We start from the raw sequence: 22,725 nt of genomic DNA on the forward strand, positions 1-22,725 counted from the left end.
TCGAATGATGATTTCTTGTTTTGTATACATACTTATCATTTATGGTGAACAGATAAAATCCGTTCAGGTTAATAAGTGGTATACTTTTAGATTGAAAAGTGGGGTGGTTTTATATTAATATATACATGGGTACCTGAATTGCCCTCATACCAGACCTTTAATCTCAGATTAAACCGTCTTGGTGAAGCTTTTCGGGTATTATCCGGGAGATTGATATCTTCATTCATGCCGGCTGATTGTGACAAGGACATATCCCTTGTCGATTCCCTGCCCCTCATAACTTGCGCAGGTAGGAACAGGAAAGTTGCCCCGGAGATAACCTCTAAAGGTTACTGTTCTTCAAAGAACATGTATGTATTATCAAGGGTTGAAACTTCATGCACTGACTTCGCGCAGGGAAGGTAAAATCCCCTTTCCCGACTCTCTTATGTTTACTCCTGCCCGGGATAATGACCTGACTGTTTTTAAACAGGCCTGGGGTGATTACATCTCCGATACCGTAATCTTTGGAGACAAGATATATTCTGATTTTGAATACTTCAGTGATGATAAGAAATAAAAACAGAATATCGAAATGTTCACCCCGTTAAAGCTGTCAAGGGACAATCGAAACAGGAAAAAAGCTATAGAGCCTACAATGACCTGTTCTCTACAGCAGTTTCCAGGGTCAGACAACCCATAGAATCATTCTTCAACTGGCTGAATGAAAAAACAACTATTCAAAGAGCGTAAAAAGTAAGATCCACAAAAGGATTACTTATACATACGATGGGTAAAATTGCCATCGCATTTATTTTTCTAATTTCTTAAATACTGATTCTAATGAATAATAAACCGATAATAAGCCGGAAGCTAATGAGATATTACCAGGAAAACTAAGTTCAATATAGAAGTGCAACTTCCAGTTGAGTTTTTTAAAGATGATTCTTCAAAACAATCATGAAAAACTTTGCAGGGATTTGCCTAACAGCCAGATATTAAAACCTAAAAGCGAAGCCAAGATTAAAACGTGGCTGGCCTGTTATGTATTTCTTTCCTTGGATTTATTGTTAAGTGCTTGATCAAGCATAGGGATTGATTCACCCCCATGGATTCAACGAGGAGGGTACGATCAGGTTTTGCAACAGAATGACTACGAAACACTGTTTGCCGTGACTGTCGGCTATAGGGATAGAAAGAACGCGAACCAGCTTTCATTGACACCCTAAGCTCCATCTGGACCCACAAAACGTAACCTAGTCGATTTAAGGAATTATCATATTGCCGATTTTTACTTTTTTGAGCATAAGTGTTTGCTCTTTTATCTTATTTCTTCAAATAATACCTGTCTAGGGCCTCCTTAGCCGCCACGAATGAGCTCTTACGCGCCGAAAGGACTTCCGACTCAAGAAGGGGCATCAGTTGCTCTATTTCGGCATTCTGGTAAAAGTCGTTCCGCAAACGCTCGTTGATGGTCTCGTACATCCAGAATTTCGACTGCTTGTTGCGACGTACATCGAAATAACCGCTGTCCTTCACAAACTCAATGTACCGGTGAATCATATCCCATACTTCTTCAATTCCCAGCGCATAGTATCCCGAGTAGGTCAGCACTTCTGGCGACCATTCCGATTCCGGAAGCGGAAACAGATGCAAGGCATTGCGAAGCTGGGACTGTGCCATTTTGGCCTTTTCGACGTTGTCGCCATCGGCTTTGTTGATCACAATACCGTCCGCCATTTCCATAATCCCCCGCTTTATACCCTGCAACTCATCACCCGTGCCGGCAAGTTGAATCAACAGGAAAAAATCGACCATCGAGTGGACAGCTGTTTCCGATTGCCCCACCCCTACGGTTTCCACAAAAATATAATCGAACCCTGCAGCTTCACACAGAACGATGGTCTCGCGTGTTTTACGGGCCACACCACCCAACGAGCCGGCTGAAGGCGAAGGCCGGATAAAGGCATTCTCCTGTACCGACAATCTTTCCATCCGAGTTTTATCGCCGAGAATACTTCCTTTGGTGCGTTCACTCGACGGGTCTATAGCCAGTACGGCCAGCTTATGGCCTTTTTCTACCAGATACATGCCGAACGCATCTATGGAAGTGCTTTTCCCAGCACCGGGGACCCCCGTAATTCCTACACGGATAGCGTTTCCGGAATACGGCAGGCACTTTTCGATAATGGCCTGAGCCATTGCCTGATGTTCCGGTTTGGAACTTTCCACCAACGTTACTGCCTGGCTCAACACCGTGATGTTACCCGCCAAAATCCCTTCTGCAAACTCCTTCACCGAATATTCTTTCCGTTGTTGTTTTTTGCGAAGATGCAAATAGGGATTTATGCTTGGTGGCTGAACTACACCCTTGTTGACGTTTAAACCCAAGTATTTAGGGTCATTTTCGGGATGATGCATAACTTAAAATACTCACCTTTTTCTGGGCGTAACATTTCCTTTTATCGACAACACATATACGGTGTCAGGTACATTCGTATACACGGTTATGGTTTTGTTAAACGTACCCGGGCGCGCGGTGGTTGAATACTTGGCATCAATCTTACCACTTTTCCCGGGCAATATAGGCTCTTTTGTATAGCTGGGGGTAGTGCACCCACACGATGCAGAAACACGCTGTATAATTAACGGGCTCTTTCCCATATTGGTAAACTCAAACTGCGTGGAAACGGCCCCTATTTCCTCTTTAATGGTTCCAAAGTCGTGAACGTTTTTCTTGAATTGCATTTTCGGGACGGATTGCGAAAATGCAACTCCGCTCAACACTATACTGAAAAAAAGGATAACGCTTAATTTTTTCATTTTTATCTTTGTTTAAATTCGATCATCAATTCTTTTACGACACAAAAATAACCATTTCGTTTAAAAACGCTCTGTGTTTAACGTTATTTATTGCACCTACCGGACATTTACCTTCATTCCCGCAGTGTGCGAACTGAACTCCGGTGCATACATGCACTGAACGGTGGTAATTCCATTGGAATAATCACCCGTCCGGGTAACGAAAGCACCGTATTCCAAAACGTATGTTCCCCGTGGCAAGACATCGAAATAGAAATTAGTGGATGCATCTTTCGAAGCCTGGAAATAGATGACCCCTTCCTGCCATTTCATGCCCGAAAGTTGTTCCAGAGGCTCGAAAGAAGCGGCGCGCATATCTTTCAGGTGTACAAATTCCAAATCGCGGTCAGTACGGAGGGTCAATCGAACAATCACTTTATCGCCCACGCGTAGCATCCGGTTTTCTGTAATCGGAACGAGTTTTCTACCTGAAACGTCGGTTTCCTCCACAAACAACATTTTTTCCACATTGAGCGAACCTCCGGTTTTCGTTATTTTATCCAGATCTTCATAGTATTGCCAGTAGAGCGCACCCCAGGCCGGAGCGTTACCCGAATTTTCAATTTTAACTTTTCCCATTTGAGGTGTAATCTCCGACTTATGCCACGTTTCTTTAAAATATCCCGTACCCTGTGCCTGTTGTTGGGGAGCAATTACCTTACCGCCCACCGTCACCGTCGTATTGTTGTCTGCAGAAAACCAGTCTGTTCCCGCACTTAACAAGGCATAGACAGCATCTATTGTGGCATGCGTGGATTCCCACATCTGCGTTTGCTTCTGTTTCAGCAACCAGCGTTTCATATTGTCCATTTCACCGGCTGTTACACCGCCAACGCGGAAAGCGTCCATAATAAACGTGTGTACCGACACGGCCGATTGCGACATAAAAACATGTGCGCGGTTATTTGCCCAGAACATGCCCATCTCTTCGGAAAGGACAGCGTGTTCGCGGTACGATCTCAGCATATCCCGTACAACATTTTGTTTTCCGTCTTTCTGCATCAAGACAACGATAAGCGAACGTTCGTACAACCCGAATTGTGTCCAGTTTTTCTCTGCTATTGATGTATAAAAATCGGCCATTTCTTTTGTTTTGGAATCCAACGGATATTGGTTGTAAGCCGATCGGACATACAGGTATTCCAAGTCGGAAACGGGAATGGTTTTTAATTTTTGCCAATCTTTGTTCTGTTTTTTCAGTTGCTCAAAACGGTGAAGCGCTTCCCCATCGATATACGAAACGGCTTTTGCCTGCATAGCCTGGATATCATCGCTAAACTCTACCGCCTTCAATGCTTTCAACTGACTGAATCCGTAAAGGATATATTGTGTAATGCTCCGGTTCGGATAAAACCCTTTAAACCAACTCCAACCGCCTGCCGTAGTTTGTAACTCTCCAAGCTTCTTCACGGCTTGGCCCGTAAGGTGCTGGCTACGGTTTAAATCGAACAGTATGGCAAGTTTCTGTTTCTGTTCCGATTCGCTTTTCGCTTCCAATACCCAGGGGGTTTCTTCGAGCAGCACGTTTTTAAGTTCCTGGTTCTTTTCGAGGTTCGACAGCAACGTTTCTGAATCACCACCCTGTTTTTTCCACGCTTCGATCATGGCTGAAACCTTCGGATACGTTTTTGAGATATGCATTCCGAGCGTATTGGCATAATAGGAGGCAAACCAGGAGACAGCATTATCACTTTCGGGAGTACTTAACACAGGTAAAGCCTGGACAGCATACCACGCAGGATTGGACGTAAGCTCCAACGTCAGCCGATAATCTTCAGAAGTAGCGGAAGTCTGGTTCACCAGCTTGTCCATCTCAAATGCTTTGGCTTGCGTTCCGTTCACGTCCATCCGCATACTCTCAGTAACGAGCATCCGGTTGGGCAATACTGCCAGCGCATGCTGTTCGCCATCGCTGAACGATTCACTTTCAGCAACAACCCTAACTCCGATAACTTCGATATTGCCTGGCACTTCAAACGTCCAGGAAGCATCGGAAGAGGCTTTTGGCGCAATGGAAAACGGCTGTTGCTGCGATGCGCCCGACAGAATCGTTTCATCGGTGAGCGGGTTGAACAGGATGATACGGGCTGTTCCGCTAATTGCCGTATCGGATAAATTGGAAATCTTTGTCGAGACAGAAACAAAATCGCCGTGACGAAGGAAGCGCGGCATATTGGGCGTAACCATCAGTTCTTTTTGTGAAACGGCAAACGCTTCGGCTTCGCCCGTGTTCAGGTCCTTGTCGTGCGCCAGCACGCGGAAGCGCCAGCGGGTATTGCTTTCGGGAACGGTGAACGAAAGTTGCGTCTCGCCTTTCTCGTTCGTGCGCAGTTGCGGGAAGAAGAAGGCCGTTTCGTTGAAATTACGGCGGATTTGGGGTTCGGCTTCATAAGGAGGTGTCGGCGCCGGTGGCGGCGTGGCTTCCTCGGCTAAAACATTGTCTGCCACATCTGCTGCCATTTGAAGAGTTTCTCCTTTTGCCATCGGCGCAGCATAATAATCTGCCTGAACTCCTGCCACTTTTTCTTGTAATACACCTCTGACCATCATCCTCCCGTATCGATACAACGAAAAGCCGTACCAGTTTAGCCGATCAAAAAACAACGATTCCACGTTCTTAAAAGGTACTGCAAAATATCCATTCACCTGCTGTGGATTGAAAGATCGGTCTTTTTCCAAAGGAGCAGCCGTCCTGTACATATAAAACTGAGGCAGGCTCAACACCCATTTCGGTGTGGAATAAATTCGATCGAGCGAAAAATCGTACATCGAGGCCAATACTTCTGCTGTAGCGGGATTCCCCTTGGCATCTTTTATCGTCAACCGCCATTCTTCCTGGGCACCAGGCCGTATTTTATCACGAAAAATGTCCAGTTTTACCTCCAGTCCGGTTTTTTCTTTCTCAGAAATAAGTTCTGTGGAATGATGGTAGAATTTCTCATCTTTCACATATGTCAGCATAAGTACGACACCGGTTTTGTAGCCCGCTTTAAAGGGAATGGAAAACAAGCGGTTCCCGTTGTTTATCTTCACCCATTTCCTTTCCAGCAGCACTCCCTCCCGCCAGAGTTCATACAACACGTTCAGGTCATCTGTAGCCCCTAGAACAAAAACCGCGTCTTTGCCAGGCCCGAATACCCTGTTCTTCACAACAAACCACTCGTTGGTTTTTACGGGAGGGCGTTTATCGGAATAGTCGAACAAAATAAAATCGTGTCCAGCAGTAATGTCGTTACCACGATCGTCTTTCGATAGCAGCCGAAGGCGGTATTTTCCCGAAGGTAACGCTTTGAGCTTCGATTTCAGTTCCGTTTGTTCCCCGGTCTCAAAATTGCCCTGCAACAGCTGCCTATGGGTAGAGTCGTTTTCAAGTAAGGAGAACACCCGATAAGTCCCCGATGCTTTTATGTCGTTCCCGTCTAAATTTCTGGCGGAAACAATAATCTTTTCGTCAGATGATTTTTCGAGTTTCTCGGGCATCTCCATGTTCAGCATCATCGAAATATCGCCCACCGTAACGGAATAAGTTCCAACCTGTGTTTCACCGTTTACATCGGTAACCGTCGCTTCCACATCAAACGTATAGATGGAGCGTGACGAAGAACTCCCGTCGGCTTTCTGTGGAATGAAAACAACGGTAAACTTTCCGTTTTCATCCGTTTTCACACTCCCTTCGGTGAAATGTTCCGGCGTCCCGCCCCACCGCCACCACCAGGATTGTTGGCGGGTAATGCGGTAACTCACATGAGCGTTTTGCAGCTTCACACCGGAATAGCTTTCGGCTTTTCCAGTCAACGTAATTTCTTCGCCAAATTTATAGGTTGTCTCAATCTTGTCGAACGTAACCTCAAACGCGGGACGTTTGTACTCTTCCACCCTAAATCCGGCATTCCCGTTGTGGGTGGTAATCCTAAAATATCCGGTCAATGATCCCTGCGGCAACACAAACTCACCCGAAACGGAACCGAACTCATTGGTTTTTAAAACCTGGCGCGAGATTTCCTGATCATTGGCATCGCGCAAAACAAATTCAAGGGATTTGTTGGCGGTAACCTGCGAGCTATCATCCTTTGTTGTGGTGGCAACCGCTTTGAAAAACACAGTTTGGCCGGGACGATACAGACTTCGGTCGGTAAATAAATTTACCGTTTCTGCGGTTTGTGTCCGGCGATCTTCCTGCGGATAATAACTCCAGGGAAATGAATGCAACGGGGATCCATTGTCGTTTTCCGCAACAGCCTGGTAAAAAACGTCGTTATTGGAGATGTTTTTGTTATAAACTGCCAATCCGACTCCGTTTACGGGAATAGTCGTTTCGAGGGTAAGCGCTGAATTGTACCAGCTTCCGGGAAGCTTGTAGATATTTATCCGGGCATTTTTTACCGGTTGACCGTTTACCCGGTCTACCACAAAAAACTCATAGGTATCTTTCGCCGACAAACGGCTGAAAACAGCTAAGCCTGAAACTGAAAAATAAAAACTGTTGTTGCCTTCTTTTTCCGCTACAGGATCAGACTCAAATTCGAGTTTGTAGGAACCGAACTCAGTTATGTTCAGTTCAAGTTCGGTTTGAGCCCGCTCATACGGCTGCCTGGAGGAAAGGGGAATCCGGATCTCACGGATCAACGTTTTCTTCTCATTCGTTTGCTGGCGACCGCTTTTATTGCTGTAAACAGCAGAAAGGGGTGAATCGAGGCGATAGAGCTTGGCATTTAGCTTCCTGAGGTTTTTATATTCCACTGCAAGCTTTTTTTCTGATTTTATATCAAAAGTATTGCTTCCTTTTACCTGAAAATAAGGTTGCGTAAGCTGTAACAATCTGTTCTCCAGAATAGAGGTACGTTCATTATTGGGAAACGATTGAATGGTCTTGTGCAACAAATCATACAATTCCTTTGTTTTTTCCATTCTTTTAAGGCTGTCCTCTTGCGTGCCCCCCCCTATTTGTGTCGTATAAATATTTGCCATCCCGTCCACGATTTCCACGCTTATCGGGTCATTTTCCCATTTCTTCAGCATTGATTGCAACAAAGGAAGAGCATACTGTTGATGAGCATTGTGCAGCTTGGCAAGGTAGCCGGTTTTGTCGAGTTCCGTAAGTACTACAGAAATATTTAAATCTCTTTTGAATAAGGAAACGAACAGTTTTTTATAGGTTTCCAACGCCCAAAGGTTATATTCTCCGGGTTGTGGATCAAAATTCAGTTTCCCAAACTCACCGGCCGGGGCAAACAACGACGACAGCGCAATTTTTTTCTTCGCCAGCGAACGGCTCAGGTCCATATCTTCACCTACCTGACTGAAAAGCTCAATAGCACGAAGCGTTAAGAAGTCGTACATCGTGGGATAAAAACGACGTGAATCTTTACCGAGGCCGACAATGGGCTCATAGGACTGAACCTCTGCCTTTTCGAGTAAGCTGTCCGGTCCGATGGACGCGTTTAAATGCTCCACCACTTTATCGTAGAAATTGTTCTTTGACCACTCTTTCATATCTGTTGGAACAAATCCACTGATCGCTGTACGTCCGTTAATGGTCCAACCGTCTTTTTGGTAATACTGCAAATAGAGTTCACCGAGCATGGAATGCAGTACCGATCTTTCTATCGCGTCCGTAGACTTACCCAACATATTGGTCAGGTTGTAAAAAATCGAGGTATCCTGTTCTGCATCAACCGCCAAATTGTATTTACCCTGGTGAATGAGGGCTTTGATGGTTTGAGGGCTGTTCTTTTCAGCAATGGCTTTTCGCAGGATCTGATTCACCCGTTCCGATGCTGATTGAGGAAGGGATTTTTGTTCCAGTTCGGTCACTTTTTTCCAGGCCTGATCGTAATTCATAGTTTGTTGGTTCTGCGCTTGCAGTGAAAGAAAAAAGATCACTACCGCTGCAATCGATAAAAGTTTTTTCATACGACTAAAATTATTAATTCAAGTTTCGCATATTGCTCATTCAGCCAAATTGTCTACTGATGATGCTTTGCCAACCGTGTTCACCCTCGTTCACTAAAACAGCAGGACACGAGAAAGTTCAGTTATATAGATGCAGAAACGTGAAAAAGTGAACACACAACTGCGTTATTTTTTGTTAAAACATTATTTTCACACTTCTACTTCAGCCAAAAAATCACGGTTTCAGGACTACCCCTATTTTTTTCTTTCCACTGATTTTTATAGGCAATGGTTGGTCGAAACAGACGTGGCGTATAAAATCCGTCTCATAGACAGCAGGTTGCGAATCAAGAAAATCCTCGTCAAAAAAACCGTCTTGCTGGGAAAAGGAGTTAATCGTGAAATAGCCCACGCCAAACGAGGTGAGGTTTTGAAAGAAATGAGTACCCTGACTCGGCTCGATCCGGTAATTCTCCAATCCCGACTCCACAATTACGCGTGCCTGGCTTATGTGGGCCCATTTGACCGGAATCCCCAGCCACGGGTCTGACGATCCCCACCGCCCGGGACCTACCAGCACGTAGTTCTTGTCCGCCTCGCTGAAACGAATATTTACTTTTTCAATCTCCCGGGCTATTGCTGGATTATTGGCTGCTGAAAAATGCTTCGTTTTCACATAAACCACATCGGAAACATCGGTAGATATCCCGTTTCCCAGCGCATTTCGTGAATAAAGCACTGTCTCGGATTTGTCAATATTTTCCAGGTCTTCGTTTACGACTTCCTTATTGTCTACAATCGGACGGATTTGCAATACGAAAAACTCGGCTTCCTGCTGACTCTTTATATTCACAGCAAACTCTATTTCTACCGGCCGTCCCATCTCCTGCTGCCCTACTTTCAACACTTTGTCCAATGTCTCTGCGAGGGGCAGTGTATCGTGCTTCAACATATTGGCGAACGAAACGACTTTTCTTCCCCCTTCATAAAATCCGTCACGGATAATTTGATCATCAGGATCATACGTTGAACAGACATACCGTAACGGGCTGTTTGCCCCTGCTTGCTGTATGCGTATTTTTTGCAGATTAAAACTGTCATCGATCGTGAAATCTTTTGACATCGACTCCAGGTCGAGTGCATAAAACTGCGTTTGTGTATCTCTCAAAGCAGTGTCCAGTGAACTTAACTGCAATATATTTTTAGGATGCAACGGGGAAAAACGTAGTCCCTGGTATCCGTCCATAATGTATTTTCCCAAGCCCATGGCCATGTTCACAATACCGTCTTCCGTCTTTTCGTTGCCTATAGGATAATAGTTAATGGAACGGGCAACTCCGGAAACTGCCGGATAAAACAAATTCCCATACTCACCACCTACTACTTCCTGCAACACAATCGCCATCTTCTCCTGATCGATAAGGTTCTGGGTGGCCGTCATATAAGCCTTACTGTCTTTATAAAACACCGAAGCGTATACCGCCTTGACAGCATTACTCAACAGGCGGACCATTTCGTATTTATCGTTTACGTAAGGAATCATATACGTTGAATATATGCCAGCAAAAGGCTGATACTGTGAATCTTCAAGCATACTCGAAGAACGAATGGCAATGGGTGTGGAGATGGCATCAAAAAAAACCAGAAAATCGCTGACCAGACGCTTGGGGAGTTTTGCCGCCAGGAAATGCTTGAGGATATCCTCATCGGGACGGGGAGAAAGCGCAATCTCGTAAAGCCTGTTGGCTTCCATAAATTCATCGAAGATATCGGTACACAATACCACTGTCTTGGGTGTCGTTACCGGGAAATTCTCATAACTGTTCAGTTCCAGATGTGTCTTCACGATATGGCCGATGAAAGCCAGCCCGCGACCTTTCCCCCCCAATGAACCGTCACCGATACGGGCAAAGTTGGAGTATTTATCGAACCTGTCCTTTTCGAATACCGCAACCACACCCGTGTTTTTCATCCGCCTATACTCTACGATTGCCTGATAGATAAGCTCGCGCGCATCGTCCATCTTGGCATAAGCCGACACATCAATCTTCTTCAGCATTTCCGCCACAGGGAACATGGCACGTGTATAGAAAAACCGCGAGAAATGGTTCCTCGAAAGGTGATAATACAAAGAATCATCGGGAATCTGACGAATATTCAACTGCAGTTCCTTCAGGTTTTTGATCCGGAAAATCTCCTCCTTGGATTTAGGAGCAATAATAATAAAATCACCGAATCCCAGGTTATCTTTTACAGCTTTATGAAAATCCTGAGGAAAGGTCTTTGAATTTTTATCGATGAATTTGGCATCCACCAGTGCAGCGTATTCCCTGTTTTCAGATTCCGATGACGCGTAAATGATCGGGATGTATTTATTCTTCTTACGGATCCATTCACCCAACACTCTTCCCGCCAACTTGTCTTTTTTACCCTCACGGCTGAAGCTGATATCCGAGATAACACCCAACATATTATCGCCGTACTTTTTGTAAAGGCTGACTGCCTCCTCATAATTCCTCGCCAGCAAGATTTTTGGTCGTCCACGCATACGCATCATACGCAGGTGATCGTTGAGTGCCTCCTTGGAGAACTCTTTCGACTCGTTGAGCACATATTTGTAGAGCAGAGGCAACGCCGACGAATAAAAGCGGACGGAATCCTCCACCAGCATAATGGTCTGCACACCAACCGTTTTCACATCGCTTTCAACGTTCATACTGTCCTCTATCAGTTTAATGATGGCCAGCAACAAATCAGCATTTCCCAGCCAGCTGAAAACATAGTCCATTCCCGAGACATCTTCTCTCTCGAGCACGCGCGTAACCGATTTTGAAAAAGGGGTAAGCAACACAATAGGGATATAAGGAAACTTGTGCTTGATAACCTTCGCCTGGGCAAAGATCTCGTGGTTATCCATGTTCGGCATGCAAATGATCAGTTCATAACGGTTGGCCCGAAGCTCTTCCATAGCCTGCCCGGCTGTACTCACTTGCGTAAAGCGCGGCGGATAGCGGAGGTTAAGCGACGTATATTCGTTGAAAATCTGCTCATCCACCCGTCCGTCATCTTCAAGGATAAACATATCGTATTGTGAAGCGATAAATAGGACGTTGTAAATGCGCTTGTTCATCAGCTTTACAAAAGGCGTATCTCGAAACTGAAAACGACTGATATCATGCGCTTTAATTACGGATGGTGAAGTGGATAAGTTCATATCGGGTGAAATCTTAAGAGGACAAAGATAAAAAAATTTTGCGGTTTACGGTTGACAGGGAATCCATAAAAAGCAGCAGCCGGCAAAAGGCGCTTCACTTCCGTAGCCGGCTGCTTTTTTTTCGTGGAAAATTAAAAAAACAGAATTACCACGATGATGAAAAACCGCCACAAATCTATGAATTTATTTGTTAATCTCAAACTGCTGCTTTAAAAACGTTAAGTTTTTTTATTATCTTTGCTCTTCAAACAAAAAAGGTCTAAACATCAATAAGAAATAAATGAATTCTAAAACGTTACTTTTGTCGTTATCGGCTTTATACCTGATAACGATTTCTGCTTTTGCATCCGAAAATTCTCAGCTTCAGCCGCCCCCTGTTTACGAAGGAAAAATAATCGAAAATCCGGACATCCCCCCTATATTCACCGGGGGATCGGGGGAAATGCATAAGTTCATTTCCGGGACACTTCGCTATCCCGCCGACGCTGTTGAACGTAACGTACAAGGATTAGTCGTTTATACGTTTGTAGTTGAAAAAGACGGAACATTGACCAATTTCGAACTGATTCACCGTGCAGACTCCCTACTCGACAAGGAAGCCCTGCGTATTTTGCAGGCTATGCCGCCCTGGCGCCCGGCCAAGTACAAGGATGAGTTTGTCCGCTCCAAGAGCTACGTACCCATGTATTTCCGGTTGAACAAAAATGCGAAAACTGTGGCACGCACCACGACAAATCCCGCAAATACCGTAGGTAAGACTAACCCGGAGATCGCCAACTCCGAAGTCTATTCCATCGTGGATAAAATGCCGCAGTATCCTTACGGAGAAAAAGAACTGGCCGGATTTATCGCACACCAGCTTCGGTACCCAAAGGAAGCCCGCCAACAGGGAGTTCAGGGCAGGATACTCTGCTCTTTCATCGTGGCTGTTGACGGCTCTATTTCAAATATCGAGGTGGTTCAGGGATTGCATTCCCAGCTCGACAACGAAGCGATTCGTGTGCTCAGCCTGATGTCCAAATGGATTCCGGGTGAAAACAACGGCGAAAAAGTGAATGTGAAATGCCTGCTCCCTATCGATTTCACCATTGATGAAGAACCGATTCCGGCTCTGAGCTCGAATCCATAAGGGTGTTTCAAAACGGAACAGGGCTCGATAAATAACATTCAAAAAATACATTTTCTCTAAATGAAAAGATTTTTTGTGCTTGCAGCGGTGCTTTTCTGTTGTTCTCACCTGTTTTCCCAACAAAACCCTTTGGATTCGAACAGGATCACTATCCGCAACAAGGACTTTGTGTATACCGCCAAGAAGATGAAGAGCCGCATCCTACTTGACGGAGTGCTGGATGAGCCGGATTGGCTGTCGGCAAACAAGGCAGACAACTTTTTTCTTGTCCAGCCGGTGGATACCGGATTCCCTAAACAAAAATCGGAGGTGATGCTGGTCTACGACGATAAAGCCATCTATGTAGCGGTGGTCTTTCACGACACCATCCCCGGCAAACGTATTTTTGAGTCGTTCCGCAGGGATTATGCATTTAACAACAACGACAACTTCCTTTCCGTATTCGATACGTTTCGCGATCAAACCAACGGCTATACTTTTGAGTTTTCGGCCTCAGGCGCTATCTCCGACGGAATCAGGTCGGGTGAAACCAAAAACAGCGAATGGGACAGCAAGGTTGAGCTCAAGCTGAAGAATTACTCCGATAAATGGATCACGGAAATGAAAATTCCGTTTAAGTCGATCCGTTATCCGGCAAACAGCCAGACCTGGTATGCTAATTTCGGGCGATTGGACCTCAAGGCCAATGAGAAGTCGGCCTGGGCACCCGTTCCCCGGCAATTTCCTCATTCCTCCCTGGCCTACACGGGAGTGTTGCATTTTGAAGAACCGTTACCCAAACCCACCATGAACTTTTCGCTTATACCCTATATCTACGGCGGATATCACCGGGATTATGAAGCAAGTGGACAAGCCGGTTACCGGAGAGATTTCGGGATGGATGCAAAAATCGGAATATCAACGGCAATGAATCTGGACCTGACCTACAATCCCGACTTTGCGCAAGTGGAAGTAGATCAGCAGGTGATGAATATTGACCGTTTTGAACTATTTTATCCCGAAAAGCGGCAGTTTTTCCTCGAGAACAGCGATTTATTTGCAAACTACGGAAACACGGGGCTTACACCGTTTTTTTCACGGCGCATCGGACTGGATGCACCGGTGTTGGGAGGAGCACGGTTAAGCGGCAAGATCAACAATACCTTCCGTCTTGGGTTTATCAACATGACCACCGAGAAAACTACCGATCACCTGGCCAGAAACTTCACCGTATTGTCGCTACAAAAGAAAATTCTGGCCCGCTCCAACATCAGCTTTATGTTCGTCAACAAAGAGTACCTGAACAAGCCCGACGGTACTCTGCTCTTTAACCGTGTTGCGGCACTGGATTTCAACCTGGCCAGCAAAAACAACGAATGGACAGGTAAAGTATTTTATCACCGGTCTTTTCAACCGAATAATCCCGACGGTCAATACGCACAAGGCGCATCCGTAAAATACAGTAAGGGTAATATCCTCATCAGCCTGGACCAGGCGGCAGTAGGTGATAATTATCTTGCAGAAACAGGCTTCGTTCGCCGCAAGAATTACATTTCGTTAAGCCCGGAATTGGCCTATTTTTTTATTCCCAATAAAACGGTAACCATACACGGACCTTATTCCAAATTCAAGAATTATTCCACTCATCAATTCAACAAACTTGACCATGAACTGGATTTGGGTTATAAGGTCGAGTTCCGTGATCGTTCGTCCATTGCGGCAGGCATACGTAATTATTACATCAGGTTGATGCAAAACTTTGATCCAACCCACATAAGCAACGTTTTTTTACCGGTGGGGAGTGAGTATAACTACTCCGACTTCTACACCACATTCACGTCCAACAACCGCCAACCACTCAACGGAACGGCTACTTACTCCAAAGGCGGTTTTTTCAATGGAAATTACGAAATGATTGACACAAAAATGGTGTACCGGTTTCAACCCTACGTGAATTTTTCGATGAACGTTACATACACACACCTTCACTTACCGCAGCCCTTTGAAAATCATCAATTCTGGCTGGTCGGCCCCAAGCTCGACATCACTTTCACGGATAAATTGTTTCTCACCACGTTCATGCAGTATAACGAACAACTCAATAATACCAACCTGAACATCCGTTTCCAATGGCGTTACAAACCTGTATCGGACTTATTTTTAGTTTATACCGACAATTATTATGCCAATACACGTGAAGTCCGAAACCGTGCGCTGGTATTGAAACTGACCTATTGGTGGAATTAAAAACAGTAGAAACATGATCAAATCCTGGTTATCTTTTATTCTGATGGTTGCTTTTGCAATTCAAACCTTCTCACAGGGTACTCCAAACGATACCATTTCCATAAACATTCGCAATAAGAACTTCGTTTACACCGTCAAGAAAATAAAAGGTTCCATCACGCTGGATGGCGTGCTGGACGAAACCGATTGGCAGACAGCAAACCGGGTGGAGAACTTTCGTCTCGTCCAGCCGGTAGATACCGGATTTGCGCAGCAAAAATCGGAGTTGATGCTCATATACGACGACAAAGCTCTCTACATGGCCGTCATTTTTTACGATACAATTCCCGGTAAACGAATTGCCGAATCTTTCCGCAGGGATTTTGCATTTAACAACAACGACAATCTTCTCACTGTTTTCGACACATTCCGCGATCAAACCAACGGGTTTTCGTTCGGAAATTCTGCGTCGGGAGCTATATGGGACGGACTGGTATCGGACGGTTCGGTCATGAACCTGAACTGGGACAGTAAAGTGGAACTAAAGGTGAAAGATTATCCCGACAAATGGATTACGGAGATGAAAATCCCGTTCAAATCCATTCGTTATCCGTCTAAAAGCCAAACCTGGTATGCCAACTTCGGGCGCCTCGATCTAAAATCGAACGAGAAATCGGTCTGGGCACCTGTGCCTCGTCAGTTTCCGCATGCCTCACTGGCTTATACAGGAGTATTGAAATTCGATGAACCTTTACCCAGGCCGAAGACAAATTTTTCTCTTATCCCGTACCTCTACGGGGGGTATCATCAAAATTTTGACGCCGGCGAAAATGCCGGATACCGAAAAGACTTCGGACTGGACGCCAAGATCGGACTAGGCACCTCCATGAATCTAGACCTGACTTACAATCCCGATTTTGCCCAGGTGGAAGTGGACCAGCAGGTGATGAATATCGACCGTTTTGAACTGCTTTACCCCGAAAAGCGGCAGTTCTTTCTCGAGAACAGCGACCTGTTTGCCAATTACGGGGAAACAAACACTACACCATTCTTCTCCCGAAGGATAGGACTGGATGCACCGGTATTGGGCGGTGCCCGGGTAAGCGGCAAACTCGGGCAGGACTGGCGCATAGGATTTATGAACATGGCCACGGAAAAAACAGATGCTTTTGCCGTAAGGAATTTCTCGGTGTTGTCTGTTCAGAAGAAAATACTCTCTCGCTCCAACCTGGGTTTTATGATGATAAACAAAGAAACTCTTGGCGAGGGATCACAGAGGCTGTTTAACCGTGTTGCAGCATTGGACGCCAACCTGGCTTCGCGCGACAATATCTGGACAGGAAAAGTATTCTATCACCGGTCTTTCCAGCCGGGAAATCCCGACCAACAGTACGCACAGGGAGCATCGGCCGTATACAACAACGGCAAGGTCAGGATAGAGTTTCGGGAAACCGCCGTAGGTGCCAATTATCTGGCAGAGACCGGATACGTCCAACGCCGGGACTTTATCTCCTTCCGTCCCGAAATAAGCTATTTCTTTGTACCGAATAAGCGAGTGGTTATTCACGGGCCTTATGCGGAATATGACGATTATTATACCCCCGGGTTCGAAAAGTTGGACCATGCACTCGATCTCGGATATAAGCTGGAATTCAGAGACCGGTCCACCATCGCGGCAGGCATGAAGAATTACTACATAAAACTGATGCAGGATTTCGATCCGACCCACACAAGCCACACATTCCTGCCGGCAGGGAGCGATTACAGTTACACCAATATTTACACTTCGTTCACCTCCAATAACCGGAAAATGTTGAACGGAACGGTAACCTATGCCAAAGGGGGATTTTTCAACGGCCAGTACGATATGATTGATGCAAAAATGGTATACCGGTATCAACCTTTCGTGAATTTCACCATGAATGCCACATACACTAACATACGTTTACCCGAACCCTTCGAACACAAACATTTCTGGCTGATAGGCCCAAAGCTGGACATCACATTCTCACCCAAAGTTTACCTGACCACTTTTGTGCAATACAATGACCAGTTGAACAACACCAACCTGAACATCCGTTTCCAGTGGAGGTATAAACCCGTTTCGGATTTATTTATTGTCTATACCGACAATTACTTTGCGAACACGCGTGAAGTGCGTAACCGTGCGCTGGTGCTGAAGATGACCTATTGGTGGAATTGATTGATGGATTTATCCGCACACCTCCCGGATCGCTTCCGCAACGACGGGAATTCCTTTCTGAATAACATCTGTGGCCGTATTGCAAAACGATACACGTATACAATCATTTTTTACCCCGTCGGGGTCGAATGTCTTTCCGGTAACGAAGACCACTCCTTTTTCGATGGCTTTTTTCAAGATAAGCGAACTGTCCGTTCCTTTGGGCAGGTGAAGCCAGATATAAAACCCGCCACGTGGCTTTTCAAACGAAACGTAATCGGGCAAATACTTCTCTAAGGCCTCAATCATGGCCAACCCGCGTTTTTTGTACTCCTGCCGCACATTCTCAGTATATTCATAAATATAACCGTTGCGGATGAATTTATCGGCTATCACCTGTGAAAAACTGGGCGAGCAGGCATCCATAGATTGTTTGATCAATTCACACTTTTTGTAAATGTGTTCCGGAACAAGCATCCAACCCAGGCGCAAGCCGGGACCGAGAATTTTAGAAAACGAACCCGTAAAACAGACATCAATGCCCTCGGGATCCATTGTTTTTATGTTTGTCATTTTCGGCACATCCTCTTCGTAGAAGTACAAATCGCTGTAAACATCGTCCTCGATAAGCGGGATGTCCTGATCTTTCAACAATTCAATCATCTGATGCTTCACTTCTTCCGAATAAATTATACCCGCAGGATTGTGAAAATTAGGGGCAAAATAGAGGAACTTCGGCTTCGGGCCAGCAGTATTCAACGTCGTTCTTAACGCTTCTATATCGATACCATCTCCCTGGAGAGGAACAGAAACAAGATTGGCTTCATACGATCGAAAGGCAGATAATGCCCCAATAAAAGAAGGTGTTTCAACCAGAACAGTATCACCCGGATCCACAAAGGCTTTTGTCAGGATGTTGATCGCCTGAAGTGATCCCGTAGTCATCATCAAACGATTCTTCCCTACCGGCAATCCTTTCTTTTCAAGGTATTGCGAAAGGGACTCCAGCAACGTCGGCAACCCGTTGGTGGGCCCGTATTGCATGGCAACCTGTTTTTCTTTTTCGGTAAGCGACTGATAAATATTATCTATCTTATCCAACGGGAAAAGTTCGTTACCCGGCATTCCGCCTGAAAAAGAGATGATGTCGGGAGAAGTGGCCAGGCTCATCAGGTCCCTGATTTCTGACGAACGTAAAGCGGAAACACCGTGTGCAAATCTTGTCATAATATTATTAATTTAGCTAGCAGATGTCTGGTCTTTTTTATTAAAGTTGATAAATATCGCTCTGGCGAAGCAGTTGCATCTCGTTTTTCTGCAATACCTCGATTACCTGATCGATATCCGCCGCCCGAATAACAGCTAAAGCCACATCCTTATTCGAAAATGCATACATATAATCCACATTAATTGCGTTGTCGGCCAATATCTTGAGCACCTCATGCAATGCTCCGGGGCGGTCGGGCATATTCACGCAGACCACATCGGTTAGGCGCACCGAAAAGCCGGCTTCACGAAGAAACTCCTCTGCTGCGCCGGGCTTCCCCACCACCATTCTTACGATGCCGTAATCAGCTGTCTCGGCCAGGCTCAGGGCAGTGATATTGATCTCGTGCTCTGCCAGTATCTGAGTGAGATCGGTAAGCCGTCCCGAACGATCTTCCAAAAATACAGATAATTGTTTGATAATCATAGATTAAAAGTTTAAAGTCATATATGCCTGTTATCGATAATCCTCCTGGCTTTTCCTTCCGAACGTTCTATGCTGTGCGGTTCCACCAACTTAATGGCAGCTCCGATCCCCAACAGGCTTTTGATGTTGTGGTCTATGCGCCGGCGGATACCTTCAAGTTCACGAATACTGTCGGACCAGAACCGCTCGTTGATTTCCACCCGTATCTCCATAGTGTCCAGGTTGTTTTCCCGGCCAATGATAAGCTGATAATGCGGTGATGCTTCCTCCATCTCAAGGAGAACCGATTCTACTTGCGACGGGAAGACGTTCACTCCGCGGATAATAAGCATGTCGTCCGACCTTCCGAGGCATTTTCCCATTCTCACAAGCGTACGGCCACAATCGCACGTATCAATAAACAACCGGGTGAGATCTCTTGTACGGTAGCGCAAGAGTGGCATCGCTTCTTTCGTTACGGTAGTGAAAACGAGCTCCCCTACTTCACCGTAAGGAAGTGTTTCCAATGTCTCCGGATCGATAATCTCGGGGATAAAATGGTCTTCGAAAATGTGGTTCCCTTGTTGACATTCACATTCCATGGACACTCCCGGACCGATAATTTCGCTCAACCCGTATATATCGTAGGCTTTTATATTCAGCAGATTTTCAATCTGAGCACGCATTTCATTTGTCCACGGCTCCGCCCCGAAAACCCCCACGCGCAGTTTTACCTTTTCCGGAGATATGCCTTCTTTAAGGATACTTTCACCCAAATGAGCAGCATAAGAGGGTGTGCAGGCGATAACGGTAGCGTGGAAATCGGTCATGAACTGAAGCTGTTTCCTGGTGTTGCCGGTAGAAATCGGGATAACCGTCGCCCCTACTTTTTCGGCCCCGTAATGCAGTCCAAGACCTCCAGTAAACGGTCCGTAACCGTAAGCAACCTGAATAGTATCGTCTTTATCAACCCCAGCCATAGTAAGGCTTCGGGCAACCACTTCCGTCCAAATCTCCAGATCCCGGTGCGTATATCCCACAACCGTAGGCTTTCCTGTTGTTCCGCTTGATGCATGAATACGCACCACATCGGTTTGCGGCAATGTGAAAAGTCCGAACGGATAGTTATCGCGAAGATCGGTTTTAGTGGTAAAAGGCAGGTGCTTTAACTGATCCACGCTTTTTATATCGCCAGGCTCAATGCCTTTTTCCTGTAATTTTTTACGGTAAGCGGGTACGTTTTCATAGATACGCCTCACCATCTCCCTCAGGCGTATGCTCTGCAGTTCGTGCAGCTTTTGCCTGTCGGCACATTCAAATTCGGGGTTCCAAATCATTTTTGTTCGTTCAATGAGTTTGCCCATCCTAGGCGGAAGGCTTTTATGTTCAGGTCCACCATCTCTTTTCCTTTTCGGTTGAAAAACATTCCGATGGCTTTTTCCAATTCTTCTGTTGCAATTTCCAGGTAGGGTGCGGCAGCTCCCAACATAACCACGTTGTACGATTTAGCACTTCCAGCTTCTTTCGCCAGCAAGCCTGCATTTACAAAAACGTGATTAGCTGAATTGGCAATGGTTTCGAGCAATTCCCTTTCGTCGGGATAATTGCCAATATTAACATACGGTTCCGTAGCCGTCACAATAACGCCGTCGGGAGAAAGGAAGGGAAGATACCGCAACGACTCCATCGGCTCGATGGAAAGAATAAGGTCGGCTTTCCCCTTGGGAATAAGGTCGGAAAAAATCTCCCCCGAGGAAATGCGGAGATGCGATTCCACGGCTCCGCCCCGTTGACTCATTCCATGAACCTCGGCCTGTTTTACATTTAGCCCCAAATTCATAGCTGCCAGATCAATAATGGAAGCCATGGTTAAAATTCCTTGCCCTCCCACGCCGGATATGATGATGTTTTTATTCATTTTTTTCTGCTTTTCACTGCCGTCTGTACACATTCGCGCTGGGAAATAATTACCGAAACACCTTCGTATTCGAATTCTTCTTTCATCACCCTTACATTTTCCTCGAAATTCTTTTTCAACGGAACAATTTCACGGATATGGTTCTCCTCCACACCGATCCCCTTACAAATAGCAAAATACTTCCCACTTCCCGATGAGTCCTGTCCGCCCGTCATGGCTGTGGTCCCGTTGTCGGAGATAATGACAGTAACCGCACTTTTATCGTTCACGGCATCTAGCAATCCCGTAATTCCCGAGTGCGTGAAGGTGGAGTCGCCAATCACGGCAACTGCCGGAAACAACCCGGCATCGGCTGCCCCTTTGGCCATTGTTATCGATGCGCCCATATCCACACAGGTACTGATGGCATTGTAAGGCGACAAAGCTCCTAACGTATAGCATCCGATGTCCCCGAAGACGTGCCGTTGCGGATAAAGTGACATGGCCTGAACAACCGCATCGAAAAGATCGCGATGGCTGCATCCCTGGCACAACATCGGCGGCCGCGGAGCGACAATGGATGGAACAGCCGGTTCACTATTCGTTTGAACACCCAACGCCTTTGAGAGTATGTTTGGGGAAAGTTCTCCTGTACGCGGCAACGTGCCATCCAGCCGTCCCCGGAATTTCTCGTTCCCGAAAAAGCCTTTTAGCAATTCTTCGTAGACGGGGTAGCCTTCTTCAGCAACAAGAACCTCACCGTATTTTTCCGTAAACTCGCTAATTTTCTTCTCTGGCAACGGATATTGGGACAGTTTCAACACCGGTATATCCAGGGCATACGTCCGGATAACCTCCATCACATAGTTGTAGGCAATCCCAAAAGCTATAACGGCCTTATCACCCGTTCCGGAGATTACCTGGTTAAACCTGGAAAATTCAGAGAAATTGATCAGTTGAGCCTGCTTCTCAAGTAACCGGTGATAACCTTTCCTGGCATTAACGGGGAGCAGGATCCACCTGTTCTTCTCCTGGGTAGGCGCAAGTTGATTTTGCGGCATTGCCTCTCCGCCGGAAACCACTGCACGGGAATGTGACAATCGGGTAGGAATCCGAAGAAGCACGGGAAGTTTCACCTCTTCCGATAAATCGAACGCGTAACGGACAATATCGTATGTCTCCTGCTGGTTGGAAGGTTCCAGAACAGGAATCATCGCAAACTTCCCATACACACGGCTATCCTGCTCGTTTTGTGATGAGTGCATCGACGGATCGTCGGCCACCACCACTACCAATCCGCCGTGGACTCCGGTAATGGCTGAATTCATAAACGCATCTGCGGCTACGTTCAGCCCCACGTGCTTCATACAAACCAAAGCGCGCTTTCCGGCGTAAGACATGCCGAGCGCTGCCTCGTAAGCTGTTTTCTCGTTAGCAGACCATTTCGAACGCACACCCGATTCCCGGGCCTGGGGCGATTGTTGAATAAATTGTGTTATTTCGGTGGACGGCGTTCCCGGATAAGCGTAAACTCCCGAGATTCCCGCATCCAATGCAGCTTGTGCAATAGCTTCCGCACCTAAAAGTAATTGTTTGTTCATATTATTTTGCAGACTTTCAGACCACTACGCTTCTAGACATTAGATCGCTTCGCTTTCAGATACCAGCTTTGTCTATCGGTCTAATGCCTAAT

At 46.0% G+C, this 22,725-nt stretch carries 13 protein-coding genes; 4 read left to right on the forward strand and 9 right to left on the reverse strand.

Translation table 11 applies throughout. From position 1 onward, the window contains the following. The first annotated feature begins 352 nt into the window (after positions 1–352). A complete protein-coding gene (locus AACM02_RS00005; protein WP_339115672.1) occupies positions 353–559 on the forward strand; it encodes a hypothetical protein in 207 nt (68 codons plus the stop codon). Positions 560–1,305: 746 nt separating this feature from the next. Here AACM02_RS00005 and meaB read toward each other — a convergent pair. The 4 genes from meaB to AACM02_RS00025 all read right to left on the reverse strand — a co-directional run bounded on the left by meaB (position 1,306) and on the right by AACM02_RS00025 (position 11,947). Continuing rightward, positions 1,306–2,400: a methylmalonyl Co-A mutase-associated GTPase MeaB gene (gene meaB / locus AACM02_RS00010; RefSeq protein WP_339115673.1), complete on the reverse strand. Its 1,095-nt coding sequence runs from the start codon at positions 2,398–2,400 to the stop codon at positions 1,306–1,308. A gap of 12 nt (positions 2,401–2,412) precedes the next feature. Next, positions 2,413–2,802 carry a DUF1573 domain-containing protein gene (locus tag AACM02_RS00015; RefSeq protein WP_339115674.1) on the reverse strand — a complete coding sequence of 130 codons (390 nt, stop codon included), beginning with the start codon at positions 2,800–2,802 and terminating at the stop codon, positions 2,413–2,415. A 96-nt stretch (positions 2,803–2,898) separates the two neighbouring features. Continuing rightward, positions 2,899–8,754: an MG2 domain-containing protein gene (locus AACM02_RS00020; protein ID WP_339115675.1), complete on the reverse strand. Its 5,856-nt coding sequence runs from the start codon at positions 8,752–8,754 to the stop codon at positions 2,899–2,901. 214 nt (positions 8,755–8,968) lie between these two features. Beyond that, entirely contained in the window at positions 8,969–11,947 is a 2,979-nt protein-coding gene (locus tag AACM02_RS00025) for a PEP/pyruvate-binding domain-containing protein (RefSeq protein WP_339115676.1), read from the reverse strand. A 280-nt stretch (positions 11,948–12,227) separates the two neighbouring features. Here AACM02_RS00025 and AACM02_RS00030 point away from each other — a divergent pair, with 280 nt between their 5' ends. Genes AACM02_RS00030 through AACM02_RS00040 form a run of 3 tightly spaced genes read left to right on the forward strand, consistent with a single transcriptional unit; the run spans position 12,228 to position 17,484 of the window. Continuing rightward, the gene (locus AACM02_RS00030; RefSeq protein ID WP_339115677.1) at positions 12,228–13,076 is read left to right on the forward strand and encodes an energy transducer TonB; all 849 of its coding nucleotides are present in this window, start codon (positions 12,228–12,230) and stop codon (positions 13,074–13,076) included. A gap of 60 nt (positions 13,077–13,136) precedes the next feature. Continuing rightward, a complete protein-coding gene (locus AACM02_RS00035) occupies positions 13,137–15,302 on the forward strand; it encodes a DUF5916 domain-containing protein (protein WP_339115678.1) in 2,166 nt (721 codons plus the stop codon). A gap of 13 nt (positions 15,303–15,315) precedes the next feature. Beyond that, positions 15,316–17,484, forward strand: coding sequence for a DUF5916 domain-containing protein (locus AACM02_RS00040; protein ID WP_339115679.1), 2,169 nt, complete (start codon positions 15,316–15,318; stop codon positions 17,482–17,484). Between the two features lie 9 nt (positions 17,485–17,493). Here AACM02_RS00040 and AACM02_RS00045 read toward each other — a convergent pair whose 3' ends face one another. From AACM02_RS00045 to AACM02_RS00065, 5 genes are read right to left on the reverse strand one after another with little or no spacing between them, the layout of a single operon-like run. Beyond that, positions 17,494–18,690, reverse strand: a complete 1,197-nt coding sequence (locus tag AACM02_RS00045; protein ID WP_339115680.1) for a PLP-dependent aminotransferase family protein — start codon at positions 18,688–18,690, stop codon at positions 17,494–17,496. Positions 18,691–18,730: 40 nt separating this feature from the next. Beyond that, positions 18,731–19,156 carry an ACT domain-containing protein gene (locus AACM02_RS00050; protein WP_214062626.1) on the reverse strand — a complete coding sequence of 142 codons (426 nt, stop codon included), beginning with the start codon at positions 19,154–19,156 and terminating at the stop codon, positions 18,731–18,733. 17 nt (positions 19,157–19,173) lie between these two features. Next, complete coding sequence (locus AACM02_RS00055; protein ID WP_214062625.1) at positions 19,174–20,472, reverse strand: phenylacetate--CoA ligase family protein; 1,299 nt, start codon at positions 20,470–20,472, stop codon at positions 19,174–19,176. Beyond that, positions 20,469–21,053 carry an indolepyruvate oxidoreductase subunit beta gene (locus tag AACM02_RS00060; RefSeq protein ID WP_339115681.1) on the reverse strand — a complete coding sequence of 195 codons (585 nt, stop codon included), beginning with the start codon at positions 21,051–21,053 and terminating at the stop codon, positions 20,469–20,471. Before AACM02_RS00060 ends, AACM02_RS00055 begins: the two co-directional genes overlap by 4 nt. Next, positions 21,050–22,633 (reverse strand): thiamine pyrophosphate-dependent enzyme, encoded by a 1,584-nt coding sequence (locus AACM02_RS00065; RefSeq protein WP_339115682.1) that lies wholly within the window; start codon positions 22,631–22,633, stop codon positions 21,050–21,052. The genes AACM02_RS00060 and AACM02_RS00065 overlap by 4 nt, the downstream gene beginning before the upstream one ends. Positions 22,634–22,725: the final 92 nt, after the last annotated feature.

The organism is Petrimonas sp. (assembly GCF_963921705.1).
Classification (GTDB): domain Bacteria; phylum Bacteroidota; class Bacteroidia; order Bacteroidales; family Dysgonomonadaceae; genus Petrimonas; species Petrimonas sulfuriphila.

What these genes read in the sequence shown, in the direction of transcription:
- AACM02_RS00025 (WP_339115676.1), bottom strand. Translation starts at nt 11,947, where the DNA reads ATGAACTTATCCACTTCACCATCCGTAATTAAAGCGCATGATATCAGT.
- AACM02_RS00065 (WP_339115682.1), bottom strand. Translation starts at nt 22,633, where the DNA reads ATGAACAAACAATTACTTTTAGGTGCGGAAGCTATTGCACAAGCTGCA.
- AACM02_RS00030 (WP_339115677.1), top strand. Translation starts at nt 12,228, where the DNA reads ATGAATTCTAAAACGTTACTTTTGTCGTTATCGGCTTTATACCTGATA.
- AACM02_RS00020 (WP_339115675.1), bottom strand. Translation starts at nt 8,754, where the DNA reads ATGAAAAAACTTTTATCGATTGCAGCGGTAGTGATCTTTTTTCTTTCA.
- AACM02_RS00015 (WP_339115674.1), bottom strand. Translation starts at nt 2,802, where the DNA reads ATGAAAAAATTAAGCGTTATCCTTTTTTTCAGTATAGTGTTGAGCGGA.
- AACM02_RS00005 (WP_339115672.1), top strand. Translation starts at nt 353, where the DNA reads ATGTATTATCAAGGGTTGAAACTTCATGCACTGACTTCGCGCAGGGAA.
- AACM02_RS00045 (WP_339115680.1), bottom strand. Translation starts at nt 18,690, where the DNA reads ATGACAAGATTTGCACACGGTGTTTCCGCTTTACGTTCGTCAGAAATC.
- AACM02_RS00050 (WP_214062626.1), bottom strand. Translation starts at nt 19,156, where the DNA reads ATGATTATCAAACAATTATCTGTATTTTTGGAAGATCGTTCGGGACGG.
- AACM02_RS00040 (WP_339115679.1), top strand. Translation starts at nt 15,316, where the DNA reads ATGATCAAATCCTGGTTATCTTTTATTCTGATGGTTGCTTTTGCAATT.
- meaB (WP_339115673.1), bottom strand. Translation starts at nt 2,400, where the DNA reads ATGCATCATCCCGAAAATGACCCTAAATACTTGGGTTTAAACGTCAAC.
- AACM02_RS00035 (WP_339115678.1), top strand. Translation starts at nt 13,137, where the DNA reads ATGAAAAGATTTTTTGTGCTTGCAGCGGTGCTTTTCTGTTGTTCTCAC.
- AACM02_RS00055 (WP_214062625.1), bottom strand. Translation starts at nt 20,472, where the DNA reads ATGATTTGGAACCCCGAATTTGAATGTGCCGACAGGCAAAAGCTGCAC.
- AACM02_RS00060 (WP_339115681.1), bottom strand. Translation starts at nt 21,053, where the DNA reads ATGAATAAAAACATCATCATATCCGGCGTGGGAGGGCAAGGAATTTTA.